Consider the following 14,168-nt stretch of genomic DNA (forward strand, 5'->3'; position numbering starts at 1 on the left):
CGACCTGCACATTGGTGCGCGTCGTATCGAACGGCTCGACGACCTCGCGGCAAAGATTCGCGCTGATCACCCGGAGGCGAGAGTGACGGTCGCGCACCTCGATGTGACCGATCCCAACTCGGTCACAGCCTTCTGTGGACTCCTTGAGCGAGCTGATGTGCTGGTCAACAACGCCGGCGGCGCGATCGGAGCCGATTCGATCGCCGAGTCCTCGGATGCGGACTGGCAGGCCATGTTCGACATGAACGTGCTCGGCGTCCTCCGGGTGACCCGGCAGCTGTTGCCGCTGTTGCGCGCGTCGAGATGTGCCACGGTTGTCACGGTTGGTTCGGTCGCCGCCATCGAGCCGTACCTCGGCGGCGGCGGATACAACGCGGCAAAGCATGCCGTGCGCGCACTCACGCGGGTGCTTCGGCTGGAACTGCTCGGCGAGCCGGTGCGTGTCTGTGAAATCGACCCGGGGATGGTCGAAACGGAGTTCTCCATCAACCGCTTCGACGGTGACGTTGACCGTGCCGCGGCGGTCTATGCGGGGTTGGCGCCCCTGAGTGCGGCTGACGTCGCTGATGCGGTGAGTTGGGTGGTAACTCGACCGCCGCATGTGAACGTCGACAGCATGCTGTTGCTCGCCCGCGATCAGACCAGTGCACAGCGCGTACACCGGAGGACAGCATGAACGCGCTAGCGACCTCGATCCCCAAGCCGTCGATCCACGCACGGCTCTCCATATCGTCGAAGCTCTTGCGGTCCTGGGCGATTCGACTGGGTGCGCTCATCGCCTTCTTAGTTGTGTGGTGGACGATCACTGCTGTCGGAATCGTCAGTCCGTTGTATCTGCCGAGTCCCGGTGCAGTGTGGGACGCGTTTATCCGTGCGAACACGTGGCACCAGGTGGCCCCAGGTGTTCCGCGAGAAGTGTTGGGCGAACAGAACTATTTCCTTTGGGAGCACTTGATAGCGAGTCTGCAACGCATCTTTGTTGGTGTGGGTGCAGCGATTATCGTCGGCGTGCTCCTAGGGGTGCTGATGGGAACGTCGAAGGTCATTGCGACCGTCATCGAGCCCTATCTCAACTTTCTGCGCGCGCTGCCGCCGCTTGGCTACTTCAGCCTCTTAATCGTCTGGTTTGGAATCGGTGACACGTCGAAAATCTGGCTGCTGTTTCTCGCGGCCTTCCCGGCGATAACAGTTGCGACGGTCACCGGAATTCTCGGCGTCAAGGCTGACTACATCAACGCGGCACGGAGTCTTGGTGCTTCCCGGATGCAGGTCATCACCCGGGTGATCTTGCCGGCGACGGCGCCGGAGATCGTCAGCGGTATCCGCTTGGCGGTCGGGTTCGCCTGGACCACAGTGGTCGCGGCCGAACTCAACAACGGTATCCCAGGCGTTGGCGGACTCGCCTACATAGCGGGCACCCAGCTACGCACCCCTTTGGTCATCGCCTGCATCATCGTCATCGGCATCACCGCACTCGTGCTTGACTCGATTCTCAAGTGGATCGGCCTCGCAGTTGCGCCTTGGAAGGGAAAAGTATGATGCGCAACGTTTCTCGGCTCTTCACGACACGCACGGTGGTCCGAACCGCCGTCGCCGCCGCTCTGTGTGTCGGCGTCAGCGTCTCGGCAACGGGCTGCATCGTCAAGTCAGGTCGGGGCGAGCAAAGCCGCTCTCTGATCACCGAGGTCTCCTGCCCGGTGAAGCCCGACGAGTCGATCACCGGCGATATCCGCATCGGCTATCAGCAAATCCCGAACGGTGATCTCGTCGTCAAGGATGCCGACATACTCACCAAGTGCATGCCCAAGGCCAAGATCGTGTGGACGCAGTTCTCATCGGGAGGCGATGTGGTACGTGCCTTCGGGTCCAACTCGCTTGACCTCGGGCTGTTCGGGTCAGCGCCTGCAGCCAAGGCATTGTCGGCGCCGCTGGACCTTGACGTGTCGGTTGTGTGGATTCAAGACGTGATTGGCGGTGCGGAGTCGCTTGTGGTTCGCGATCCGGAGATCAAATCCATCAGTCAGTTGCGCGGCAAGAAGATTGGTGTGCCGTTTGGCTCGACATCACACCTGAGTCTCATGTCCGCACTGACAAAAGCGGGTATCACCGGCGACGTCACCGTGATCAACCTGGAGCCGAGCGCCATCCTTGGCGCGTGGCAGGGAGGACAGATCGACGCCGCATGGATTTGGGAGCCGACGCTGTCACAACTCACACGGTCCGGTCACATCATCATGACCGCAGAGGACACCGCCGACGCCGGAAGTCCCACATTCGATCTCGAGGGCGCACGCGGCGCGTTTGTCAGGGAGAATCCCAAGGCCATGCGGATGTGGACGGTCGCTCAGAACTGGGCGGTCGAGCAGATCAAGAACAAGCCTGACGATGCCGTCGAACGGATCTCCGGGCAACTCGGTGTGCCTCCCGAGCAGGTGCGCACACAGCTGAAGGGATATGTCTATCTGAACGCGAAGGAACAATCGCAGCCACGGTGGTTTGGTGGCGGACTCGCGCGTTCACTGTTCGACACCGCGTCCTTTCTCAAGGATCAGGGTGAAGTCGATGCGGTCAGCGACCAGCAGGTATACAACAACGCGGTCTACAGCACCGCAATCAATGAGGTGGCGGGACAATGAACACGAGCAGTGCTACCGAAGCCAATGACAGTGGGCCACAAGGTCTTGGGACGAGCGGTTCCGCCGCGCAAGAGAGTCTGGCAGATCGCCTGACTCTCACCGGCGTCGGCCAGACGTACTCATCGGGATCGTCGGAGGTGGTCGCACTTGCGCGCACTGACCTCACCATCGACCCCGGCGAGTTCGTCTGTCTCGTAGGGCCGTCCGGATGTGGCAAGACCACGCTGCTCCAGATCATTGCTGGATTTCTCGAACCTACCGAGGGAACGGTGATGATCGGTAGCGCGCATATCGACGGACCGTCACCGGAACGGGGGGTCGTCTTTCAGGCGGCGACTCTGTACCCGTGGTTGTCGGTGCGGCGCAACGTCGAGTTCGGGCCCAAGATGCGCGGTGTGCCGAAACAAGAGCGTGAGAACAAGGCTTCGGCGATGCTCGAGTTGGTTGGTCTGACGGGATTTGGCGAGAGACGACCGTATGAACTGTCCGGTGGTATGCAGCAGCGTGCACAGATCGCGCGGGTGTTGGTGAACGATCCGCGGCTGATTCTCATGGACGAGCCGTATGGGGCGCTCGATCCATTGACGCGTGAGCGTCTTCAGGTCGAGCTGCTCGGAATCTGGCGACGTGAACGTAAGACGATCATTTTCGTGACCCACTCGGTCGAGGAGGCAGTGTTTTTATCGACGCGAGTGCTCGTGATGAGCGCGCGGCCCGGGCGAATCTCGATCGATCGACGAATCGAACTACCCGGCGATACGCCGGACGGCGTCCGATCGCCTGCGGTGATTGCAACGCCAGAGTTCCAGCAGCTCAAACTTGAACTTGCCGAGGCGATCTACGCCGCTCACGACTGAGTGAGCAGGCGCAGGCGGATCCGGTGAGAGGTCCCCTCAGGCAAGCACCAGCGACCGCTTGGCAAGGCCCATCCAGAACCCGTCGATGACCTGGTCGGCCTGTTGCTCGGGATCGTCGCTGGCGCCCAGCGCGACGAAGAGCGGCGCGAAATGCTCAATAGTGGGGTGGGCGTAGGGCATTCCCGGGGCGGTGCGTCGAAAATCGATCAGGGACTCGACGTCGCCGTCGGCGAAACGCTCGTGCGCCCAGGCGTCGAACTCCGATGACCAGCTCGGCGGCGCGGCGTCGGGGGACGGGTCGGTCAGATACGGCAGCCCGTGCGTGGTGAAACCCGATCCGATGATGAGCACTCCCTCGTCGCGCAGCGGTGCGAGTCGACGGCCGAGGTTCAGCAATTGTGCGGGGTCGAGTGTGGGAAGCGAGATCTGGAGCACGGGAATATCGGCGTCGGGGTACATGACCGTCAACGGCACGTATGCGCCGTGGTCGAGGCGACGGTGCTGGTCACGGGCGATTGCGGTGCCGTCGGGCATCATCGCCGCGACTCTCGCCGCGAGATCGGGAGCACCGGGCGACCAGTAGGTGGTGCGATAGAAGCGCTCGGGAAATCCCCAGAAGTCGTAGGTCAGGGGCGTGGTCGGGTCGGTCGAACCGATCGTCAGCGGCGCGGCCTCCCGGTGCGCCGACACCACCAGGATCGCCGATGGACGGTCGAGTGTGGTGGACAGCTCGGTGAGCTGGGAGACCCATCGTTCGCTGTCGACGAGTGGTGGGGCGCCGTGACTCAGGAACAGCGTCGGCTGGCGGGTGGGTTCGGGGGCTGACATGCGAACATCGTATCAACCGGACCGCAGTCCGGTTAAGTCTCGGGTGCAGACGTTGCGGCATCGTTGTCGGGAGCATGGCTGTCGGCAGCATCGTTCTCGGGGCCTTCTGGCAAGTGGCCAAGCGGCAACGGCTCGCCGACGGGCGACGTCGACGTGCCCGGTTCGCCGATCTTGGCCGCGATGACCCCGACGACAATCAAGACGCCGCCGACGATCTGGAGCGCCGCCGGGACCTGATCGAGCAGGATCGCGGCCCATACGACCGCGGCCAAGACCTCGACAAGCGCGAACATCGAGGCGAGCCGCGCTCCGAGTCTGCGCGCGGCACCGATTCCGGTGAGATATGCGGTCGCCGCGGTGACGAGCGCGAGAGCAGCCAGCACCGTCCATGCCGGTGCGTCGAATCCGGCGAAGTGGACCGTCGGGTCGCCGATCGTCATCGGCAGTGCATGCACGAGGCCGAGTACTCCGAGAAGTGTTGCCGCAAAGACCATTCCGCTCGCCGCGAGCACAGACGGCGGCAGTGAATCGTTCTCCTTGGCCGAAATGATGAAGTAGCCGGCGGCGCCGAGCATTGCGCCCGACGCCCACAGCGCACCGACGGGGCTCACCGAGGTGCCGCCGACGAGGTCGAGGACTCCGACCAATCCGACGCCGCTCACCGCAATACCAGCCAGCGCCCACCGCGACGGCCGCTGGCGGTGGATCGCCCACATCCACGCGACCACGACAACGGGTGCGGTGTACTCGATGAGTAGGGCCGGTCCGACGTCCATGTGCTCGATGGCGGAGAAGTAGCAGAACTGTGCGACGGCCATGCCGAGGAATCCGTAGAGCGCGATCGTCCTGCCGTGGTCGCGGACCAGCGTCGACGGCGTCGACCATCGCAGCGCCGAGACACCGCCGAGGTCGCGAATGGCGAACGGCAGCAACGCGAGACCGCCGATGCCGATGCGGATCGCGACGACAGCGCCCGCGCTCCACCCCGCGGCCATCAGCGGCGTGCCGAGCGCGCCCGACAGCCCGAAGCTCGTTGCCGACACCAGGGCCAGGATCAGGCCCGCGCGTCTGCGAGCGGCCACCTCTGCCGGCGTGCGGTCATGGGTCACCGACGTCATGGGTAATGACGCTAGCGGCGGCCTTGGTAAGGTGTCAACATGGTTTTCGGTGATGACGTCGATCTGGCGCTGCAGGCAGCGGTTGCGCTCGCCAACTCGGCAGAGTCGCCAGAGACCCTGCGTTCCATCGACGACCTCGACGCCTTCTGGGACCACTACGGCTATACCGGCCGCCATGACGGTGACCAGCAAGAACTCGACGCCGTGTCGGCGATCCGGCCGGCGCTGCGAGCGCTGCTCATCGCCGACCGCGACCGTGCCGTCGATCAAGTCAACGAGATCCTGAGTCGGCACCTGGCCGTGCCGCGGCTGGTGCGACACGGCGACACGGACTGGCATCTGCACGCCATCGACGACGACGCCCCCCTCGCCGACCGGATCATGGTCGAGACCGCGATGGCCATGATCGACGTGATCAGGGCCGACGACATGTCGAGGTTGTCCGTCTGCGCCGACGCGGGCTGCGAGGGCGTCGTCGTCGACCTTTCTCGCAACCGGTCTCGGCGGTATTGCTCGACGGCCTGCGGTAATCGCAACGCCGTCGCGGCGTATCGGGCGCGGCAGGCAGCGACAGCCGACTAGCGGCATCTGCCTGGCAGAATTGCCGTGCCCTAGAATTGCCGAAGTGTCGTCTACTCCCGCCCTTCACGGACTCGCATCCCTCGCCTGCGCGGACACGAGCATCGCGGCACTGCGTGACCATCGCGACGATCCGCAACTCGCGATCACTGCCCCCGACGCCGCCCGGCCGTTCGTGGTCAGTTGTCTCTCCGAGGTTGCTGACGCGCCGATCCTCGTCGTCTCGGCGAATGGACGCGAAGCCGACGACCTGACGGCCGAACTACGCGAGCTTCTCGACGACGAGTCTGCGGTGGCGCAGTTCCCGTCGTGGGAGACGCTTCCGCACGAACGGCTCTCGCCGAGCGCCGAGGTCGTCGGGCAGCGTCTCGAGGTGCTGCATCGGCTGGCGCACCCGGGCGACGCTCCGCTGCGCGTGGTGGTTACCACCGTCCGATCACTGGTGCAGCCGATGGCGCCCGGGCTCGGGGAGATACGCACCATGACGTTGCGTGAGGGCATCGAACTCGACTTCGACGGCTTGCTCACCGATCTCGTCGAGATGGCGTACGAGCGCGTCGACATGGTCGGTCGGCGTGGCGAATTCGCCGTACGCGGCGGCATTCTCGACGTCTTCCCGACCACCGCCGATTTCCCTGTGCGGGTCGAGTTCTGGGGCGATGAGATCTCCGAGATGCGGGCGTTCTCGGTGGCGGATCAGCGTAGCCAACCCGAGGTCGACGCGTCGGTAGTCCTCATCCATCCCTGTCGCGAGCTGCTGCTCACCCCGCCCGTGCGCGAACGCGCGGCAGAACTCGCCGTCGAGAACGCCGACGATCCCTCGCTCGTCGAGATGCTCACCTCGCTCGCCGAGGGTATTCCGGTCGCGGGAATGGAAGCGCTGACACCGGCGCTTGTCGACGGCGAGATGCAGTTGCTGACCGAGGTGCTGCCCGCCGGCACCCGCGTGCTCGTGCTCGATCCCGAGAAGGTCCGCACGCGCGCAGCCGATCTCGCACAAACCGGAGCCGAGTTCCTCGAGGCGTCGTGGAACGCCGCCGCGATGGGAGCCACGGCGCCCGTCGACACCCGCGATATGTCCGGTCCGACCGGAATTGATTTGCAGGCCAGTGCTTATCGGCCACTCGATGACGTCGAGAAGGCCACGCTCGCGGCGGGTCGGTCGTGGTGGACGATGAGTCCGCTGTCTGCGGGCTTCGGCGAAGAATACGAACTCGACATCACCCCGGGGCCGACGCCGCATGGTGACGACGAGGAGATCCGGATCGTGTTCGCCGGACTGCGCGCTCACGTCAGCGCGGGCAACACCGCTGCGATCGTGGTCGCGGGCAAGGGCACCGCCCAGCGTGTGTGCGAGCGGCTTGCCGACGCTGAGGTGCCGCACGTGCTCGCCGACGAGGGCGCGCGACCCGAACCAGGTACCGTGTCGGTCTTCAACGGCACGCTGCGACACGGAATCGTCAGTCCCAGTGCCGGATTGGTGATCGTGACCGAGACCGATCTCACCGGCAACCGCGTCGCCAGCGTGCGTGACGGTAAGCGACTGCCCGCCAAGCGTCGTAATCAGGTCGATCCGCTCGCGCTCACCGCGGGCGACCTCGTGGTGCACGATCAGCACGGCATCGGCAAGTTCGTCGAGATGATCGAACGCACGGTGTCGGGTGCGCGGCGGGAGTACCTCGTACTCGAGTACGCGGCGTCCAAGCGTGGGCAACCCGGCGACCGGCTCTATGTGCCGATGGATTCGCTCGATCAGTTGTCGCGCTACGTCGGAGGCGAGCAGCCGTCGTTGTCGAAGCTCGGCGGCTCCGACTGGCAGAACACGAAACGTAAGGCGCGCAAGGCTGTTCGTGAGATCGCCGGCGAGTTGGTCCAACTCTACGCGGCGCGACATGCGGCTCCCGGCTACGCCTTCAGTCCCGACACTCCCTGGCAACGCGAGATGGAGGACGCGTTCGACTTCACCGAGACCGTCGATCAGATGACGGTGATCGGCGAAGTCAAGGACGACATGGAGAAGTCGGCTCCGATGGACCGTGTGATCGTCGGCGACGTCGGTTACGGCAAGACCGAGATCGCGGTGCGCGCGGCGTTCAAGGCCGTGCAGGATGGTAAGCAGGTCGCAGTTCTGGTCCCGACAACCATTCTCGCGCAACAACATCTGCAGACTTTCACCGAGCGTATGTCGGGATTCCCGGTGCGCATCCGAGGTCTCTCGCGGTTCACCGATCCCAAGGAGTCACGCGAGATCATCAAGGAGATGGCGAAGGGCGAGGTCGACATCGTGATCGGTACGCACCGGTTGCTGCAGACCGGCGTGACGTGGAAAGACCTCGGCCTGGTGATCGTCGACGAGGAGCAGCGCTTCGGCGTCGAACACAAGGAACACATCAAGTCGTTGCGCACGCACGTCGACGTATTGACGATGTCGGCGACGCCGATTCCGCGCACGCTGGAGATGTCGATGGCGGGCATTCGCGAGATGTCGACCATCCTGACCCCGCCGGAGGAGCGGCATCCGGTGCTCACCTATGTCGGCGCGTATTCGCCCAAGCAGGTGGCGGCTGCGATCCGCCGAGAACTCCTTCGGGACGGCCAGGTCTTCTATGTCCACAATCGGGTGTCGACCATCGACAAGACCGCCCGCGATATCGCAGCGATGGTCCCCGAGGCGAGAGTTGCTGTGGCACATGGTCAGATGAACGAAGATCAACTCGAACGCACCGTCGCCGGTTTCTGGAACCGCGAGTTCGACGTACTGGTGTGTACCACCATCATCGAGACCGGCCTCGACATCTCGAACGCGAACACACTCATCGTCGATCGCGCCGAGAATCTCGGTCTGTCGCAGTTGCATCAGTTGCGCGGTCGTGTCGGGCGAAGTCGTGAGCGCGGTTACGCCTACCTGCTCTACAGTCCTGAAAAGCCGCTCACCGAAACGGCTTACGACAGGCTGGCGACGATCGCGCAGAACAACGAACTCGGTGCGGGCATGGCCGTGGCGCTCAAGGACCTCGAATTGCGTGGTGCCGGAAACGTTCTCGGTGCGGAGCAGTCCGGACATGTCGCCGGCGTCGGATTCGATCTGTACGTGCGCCTCGTCGGCGAGGCGGTCGAGGCATACCGCGCCGCGGCAGACGGTTTGCCCGTCACGTCGTCGGAACCCGGCGAAGTCCGCATCGACCTGCCCGTCGATGCGCACATCCCGGTCGAGTACGTCGACTCCGATCGGTTGCGCCTCGAGGCGTATCGCAAACTCGCATCGGCGACATCGGACGACGAGGTCGACGGCGTGATGTCGGAACTCACCGACCGTTACGGCGAGCCGCCGGAGGAAACCCGACGCCTGGCGTCGATCGCGAAACTCCGTCTGCGAGCGCGTGAACGGGGCGTCACCGAGATCGGCACCACCGGTACGAGTGTGAAGGTCGCGCCGCTCCCACTGGCCGACAGCGAGCAGGTGCGCCTCAAACGCTTGTACCCCGCGGCGTCGTATCGGGCGACCACATCGGTTGTCACGTTACCGATTCCGCGCACCGGGGGCGTCGGATCGGCACGCCTGCGCGACGACGAGGTCATCGAGTATCTCGCGACGTTCCTGCGCAACCTCAAGCCGCTCGAGCAGGCTGACCGATGAGCGCGCGGAAGATCTTCGACGCCCACTTTCACATCATCGATCACGCCAACCCCGTCGTCGAGAACAACGGCTTTCTTCCGGAGCAGTTCGGGGTGTCCGAGTACCGCGCACGCGCCGAATCGCTCGGGATCGTCGGCGGCGCAGTGGTTTCCGGCTCGTTCCAGAAGTTCGACCAGACGTATCTGGTTGCGGCGTTGGAGCAACTCGGTGAGGGATTCGTCGGGGTCACACAGTTGCCGGCCACTGTCACCGATGAGGACGTCGTCGCATTGTCTGCGTGTGGGGTCCGTGGCATTCGGTTCAACGTTGCGCGAGGGGGTTCGGCATCGGCAGCCCTGATGTTCGGTACGGACCTGCCGTCGACCAGGGCAGGTCGACCGTTCGGTGATGACGACATCGACCTCCTCGTCGCCGAGGTCGGAGAGGACGACGCCGAGGCGGTGCTGCGCACCAACGCCGAACGGTTCTATCGCGTGGGGGACTTGCGTTGACGGTCGTGGTGTTCGATCCGCAGCAACCGGGTGTTGTCCCGCTCGCGGCGCGGGCAGTGCTGACCGGAACCGTGCTGGTGACCGAAGACGTACCCGCGTCGGTGCTGTGGGAACTCGACCACATCGTCACTGCGGCAGCCGACTCCGACTCGTCGCTCACCCTGGTCACGACGGACCCGCAGCATCCGCTGGTACGTCGGCGGATCGCAGACGGAGACGACGTCGTCGAAGTGGAACGTCGATCGGGGGCGAGCCTGCTCGACGCCGTCGCGCTGATGGACACGCTGCGCCGGAACGGACCCTGGGAGTCGACGCAGACGCACGCGTCGCTGCGGCGGTACCTGCTCGAAGAGGTCTACGAGTTGCTCGATGCGCTCGACGGTAACGACCAGGAGAACCTCCGCGAGGAACTTGGCGACCTGCTGCTGCAGGTGCTGTTCCACGCGCGTATCGCAGCTGACGACCCGGTGGCGCCCTTCGACATCGACGACGTCGCGCGGAGCTTCGTCGACAAGGTTCGCGGCCGGACGCCGGGCGTTCTGTCCGGCGAACACAGCGACCTCGAGACGCAGATCCGCGAATGGGAGGAGCGCAAGGCCGCCGAGAAGCAGCGCGGCTCGGTCCTCGACGGCATCGCGACAACGGCACCGGCGCTGGCGCTCACGCAGAAGGTGCTCGAACGTCTCACCGCCGCGAACTACCCCATCGACACCATCGACCCCGCAGCGCTCACCGTGACGATCAGCGCAGGTGACGACAGCGTCGAAGCCGCCGCACGGGCCAGGACGCTTGCGCTGATGGACCGGGTGCGTGTCGCTGAGGCCAGGGCGGCAGCAGCAGGCGCGACGCTCGGCTCGCGCGAGGCGTGGGAGTCGTTCCTCGCGCGGTGAGGTCGACGGCGTGGGGTTCCATGCTGTGGCCCGCGCGCTGTGGGGTCTAGATGTGTGTCGAATGTGAGGATGTGTGTGCTGCAGCAGCCACATCCTTCGATACGACACACATTCACGCGCGACGACGCCCCCGTGACGCCCGCTGACCAGCCCGCCAGCCCAGCAGCCTCGCCCGAACCCCGAACCGCCCCGTGATGGCCCTAGCCCCGACCAGCCCGGCGGCCGGCGCAGAGATTGAACTCACGCTGATTTCATCCCGTCGTGCTGGCGCGGCGAGCCCAGGTAGGCAGCCTCGGCGTGCTACCCGCCACCACGTGCGGAAACGGCGGGTGCATCATGGGTAAATGCCTTTCGACAACACCGGCAGCGCCTCAGGCCCCACGCGCGAGAACGTTATCTTCGTGCACTGGCACGACCTCGGGCGTCATCTCGCGTGCTACGGGGCCGACGGTGTCGAGAGTCCGAACATGGATGCTTTGGCGTCGGAGGGGATCCTGTTCACCGACGCCCACGCCACCGCGCCGCTGTGCTCACCGGCTCGTGGGTCGCTCTTCACCGGTCAGTACCCGCATCACAACGGACTCGTCGGCCTCGCTCATCACGGGTTCGAGTACCGCGACGGCGTGCAGACACTGCCAGCCCTGCTGGGCGACGCCGGGTATCGGACCGTGCTGTTCGGCATGCAGCACGAGAGCACCGATCCGCAACGACTCGGCTTCGACACCGTTGACGTCTCCGACTCCCGATGTGATCACGTGGTCGCCGAGTCGCAGCGCTGGCTGCGCAGGTACGTCGAGCGAACCGCGAACGAGCAAGCGGCCCAACCATTTTTGCTCACCGCAGGCTTCTTCGAGACCCATCGTCCCTACCCCGTCGACGAGTACAAGCATCCCGACACCTCGGGCATCGAGGTACCCGGCTTCCTTCCCGACACCGACGACGTGCGCGAAGATCTCGCGGGCCTGCACGGAAGCATCTCGAAGGCCGACGACGCGGTGGGGCGCCTCCTCGACACCGTCGCCGACCTCGGGCTCGACCACAACACCTGGATCGTCTTCATCACCGACCACGGTCTGGCGTTCCCGCGAGCAAAATCGACGCTCTACGCGGAGGGGACAGGCGTCGCGCTGATCGTGCGGCCACCGACGGGGCGCGCGATCGAACCGCGCGTGTACGACGACCTGTTCTCGGGTGTCGACCTCACTCCGACGATTCTCGATCTCCTCGGCCTTGAGGCCCCTGCCGACGTCGACGGTGTCTCGCATGCCCCCGAGATCGTGCGCAACGCGCAGGAGCCGATACGCGGGGCGGTCTTCACGGAGAAGACCTATCACGACGCCTACGACCCGATCCGGGCGATTCGGACAAAGAAGTACAGCTATATCGAGAACTACGCGCATCGCCCGGCGTTGCTGCTCCCGCTCGACATCGCCGACAGTCCGTCTGCGCGGTCGATCGACGCGTCGGTCATCACAGCGGAGCGGCCGGCCGTCGAACTCTACGATCTCGACCACGATCCGTGGGAGCGCACGAATCTCGCCGACGATCCGGATTTCGCGCACGTCCGCGCAGAACTCGCGGCACGGTTGGCCCAGTGGCGTGCCGACACTCACGACGCGCTTCCGGACGAGAGCGCGGGGACTGCCATCGCGGATGAGTTCATGACGCGCTACTTCGAACAAGCCGTCGAGACCCCACCCGACGAGCAGGCACTTCCGTCGCGGCGCCCGCTCGGACGTGAGCGCGATCTCACCGGCGAGATCCAGCAGGGCGAGGTCGACGACGAGGCTCGCCGATCTGCTGATGCACCCAGCGCGCAGGGCTGACACACAGACGTCGAGTTTTGTAAATAGTTTGGACCGTCGAGCGCCTAATTGCCCAGGTTGCGGGCGGTTTCGGGCTGGTTAAACTGAGCGGGTGCCGCCAGTCGACAACTACCTCGTGTGCGCCAGTCAGCGCAGCGGGAGCACCCTCCTCGTCGAGTCTCTCGCCGAGACGGGGGTCGCCGGGACTCCCGAGGAGTTCTTCCAATACTTCCCCGCGACATCACAAGCGCCGCAACCACGTGAATGGTTCGCGGACGTCGACGACCCTGCGATCATCGAGGCTCTCGACGAACTCGACGACGGCGTCGTCGACACCAGAACCTCCGCACAGTGGCGCGACGACGTCTTTGCCGCTGGCCGTTCGTCGAACGGCGTGTGGGGCGGCAAACTGATGTGGAATCAGACGCCCCTGCTGATCTCGCGAACGCGGACCGGGTCGGGTTCGCTGCGAACCGCGATCCGCACACTGTTCGGCGACGATCCGCTGTACGTGCATGTCTACCGGGAAGACGTTGTGCCACAGGCGGTATCGATGTGGCGCGCGGTGCAGACACGAGTATGGCGACACGACGGCGATGCCGCCGAAGACTCGGCGGTCTACAACGCCGAGGGCATTGCCCACCTTGCCGAAATACTTCTGGCGCAGGAGAAGTCGTGGCGCGAATGGTTCGCTGAGGAGGGCATCGAGCCCCTCGACATCGAGTTCGGCGAACTCACCAAGGACCCGTCGGGCACCACCGCGCGTGTTCTCTCCGCGCTGGGTCAAGACCCTGCGCTGGCGCCGCCACCGCCGTTGAAGCCACAGTCCAATGCCCGCTCCAAGGAGTGGGTCGAGCGGTACCGCGACGACGCGGTGCGGAACGGATACCCGCAATGACCACGCAGATCGACGCCGCAGCCGACCTCGACCACGTATCCGCGTTGCGGGTACTCGAGTCCGAGGCTGTGCACATCATTCGCGAAGTGGCGGCAGAACTCGAACGTCCAGTGCTGCTGTTCTCCGGTGGCAAGGACTCCATCGTGCTACTTCGTTTGGCGGAGAAGGCATTTCGCCCACACCCGCTGCCGTTTCCGGTCCTGCACGTCGACACCGGACACAACTTCGACGAGGTGATCGAGTTCCGCGACCGTCGGGTCGCGCCGACCGCCGACAACCCCGACGGAATCAAACTCATCGTCGCATCGGTTCCCGACGCCATCGCCGCGGGACGCGTGGCGGAGTCGACCGATCCGTCGGGTTCGCGTAACCGGCTCCAGACTCGCGTGCTCCTCGACGCGTTGGAGGAGGGCCGGTTCGACGCCGCGT

Annotated in this window: 13 protein-coding genes; 11 read left to right on the plus strand and 2 right to left on the minus strand. The window is 65.0% G+C overall.

What is annotated here, in order from left to right:
• From A5777_RS02225 to A5777_RS02240, 4 genes are all read left to right on the plus strand, one after another.
• A partial coding sequence (locus A5777_RS02225) for an SDR family NAD(P)-dependent oxidoreductase (RefSeq protein ID WP_064861495.1) occupies positions 1 to 676 on the plus strand: 676 nt, incomplete at its 5' end.
• A 239-nt stretch (positions 677 to 915) separates the two neighbouring features.
• Positions 916 to 1,539, plus strand: coding sequence for an ABC transporter permease (locus tag A5777_RS02230; RefSeq protein WP_231894562.1), 624 nt, complete (start codon positions 916 to 918; stop codon positions 1,537 to 1,539).
• Positions 1,539 to 2,636, plus strand: a complete 1,098-nt coding sequence (locus tag A5777_RS02235; RefSeq protein WP_064861496.1) for a taurine ABC transporter substrate-binding protein — start codon at positions 1,539 to 1,541, stop codon at positions 2,634 to 2,636. Before A5777_RS02230 ends, A5777_RS02235 begins: the two co-directional genes overlap by 1 nt.
• Positions 2,633 to 3,493 (plus strand): ABC transporter ATP-binding protein, encoded by an 861-nt coding sequence (locus A5777_RS02240; protein ID WP_082933513.1) that lies wholly within the window; start codon positions 2,633 to 2,635, stop codon positions 3,491 to 3,493. Before A5777_RS02235 ends, A5777_RS02240 begins: the two co-directional genes overlap by 4 nt.
• 36 nt (positions 3,494 to 3,529) lie before the next feature.
• Here A5777_RS02240 and A5777_RS02245 read toward each other — a convergent pair whose 3' ends face one another.
• Positions 3,530 to 4,321 (minus strand): dioxygenase family protein, encoded by a 792-nt coding sequence (locus A5777_RS02245; RefSeq protein WP_064861497.1) that lies wholly within the window; start codon positions 4,319 to 4,321, stop codon positions 3,530 to 3,532.
• 32 nt (positions 4,322 to 4,353) lie between these two features.
• The gene (locus A5777_RS02250; RefSeq protein ID WP_231894910.1) at positions 4,354 to 5,439 is read right to left on the minus strand and encodes an EamA family transporter; all 1,086 of its coding nucleotides are present in this window, start codon (positions 5,437 to 5,439) and stop codon (positions 4,354 to 4,356) included.
• A gap of 39 nt (positions 5,440 to 5,478) precedes the next feature.
• Between A5777_RS02250 and A5777_RS02255 the strand changes: the two genes are divergently transcribed.
• The 7 genes from A5777_RS02255 to A5777_RS02285 form a co-directional block, all read left to right on the plus strand.
• Positions 5,479 to 6,021, plus strand: a complete 543-nt coding sequence (locus tag A5777_RS02255) for a CGNR zinc finger domain-containing protein (RefSeq protein ID WP_064861498.1) — start codon at positions 5,479 to 5,481, stop codon at positions 6,019 to 6,021.
• Positions 6,022 to 6,064: 43 nt separating this feature from the next.
• Positions 6,065 to 9,655 carry a transcription-repair coupling factor gene (gene mfd / locus A5777_RS02260; protein WP_064861499.1) on the plus strand — a complete coding sequence of 1,197 codons (3,591 nt, stop codon included), beginning with the start codon at positions 6,065 to 6,067 and terminating at the stop codon, positions 9,653 to 9,655.
• Complete coding sequence (locus tag A5777_RS02265) at positions 9,652 to 10,146, plus strand: amidohydrolase family protein (protein ID WP_064861500.1); 495 nt, start codon at positions 9,652 to 9,654, stop codon at positions 10,144 to 10,146. The genes mfd and A5777_RS02265 overlap by 4 nt, the downstream gene beginning before the upstream one ends.
• Positions 10,143 to 11,036, plus strand: a complete 894-nt coding sequence (locus A5777_RS02270; RefSeq protein WP_064861501.1) for a MazG family protein — start codon at positions 10,143 to 10,145, stop codon at positions 11,034 to 11,036. Before A5777_RS02265 ends, A5777_RS02270 begins: the two co-directional genes overlap by 4 nt.
• Positions 11,037 to 11,380: 344 nt before the next feature.
• Positions 11,381 to 12,862, plus strand: coding sequence for a sulfatase family protein (locus A5777_RS02275; protein WP_064861502.1), 1,482 nt, complete (start codon positions 11,381 to 11,383; stop codon positions 12,860 to 12,862).
• A gap of 91 nt (positions 12,863 to 12,953) precedes the next feature.
• Complete coding sequence (stf0, locus tag A5777_RS02280) at positions 12,954 to 13,739, plus strand: trehalose 2-sulfotransferase (protein ID WP_005204018.1); 786 nt, start codon at positions 12,954 to 12,956, stop codon at positions 13,737 to 13,739.
• On the plus strand, positions 13,736 to 14,168 hold a 433-nt coding region (locus A5777_RS02285; RefSeq protein WP_156527378.1), incomplete at its 3' end, for a phosphoadenosine phosphosulfate reductase domain-containing protein. The genes stf0 and A5777_RS02285, both read left to right, overlap by 4 nt.

This window comes from Gordonia sp. 852002-10350_SCH5691597, from assembly GCF_001665715.1.
Classification (GTDB): Bacteria; Actinomycetota; Actinomycetes; order Mycobacteriales; family Mycobacteriaceae; genus Gordonia; species Gordonia sputi.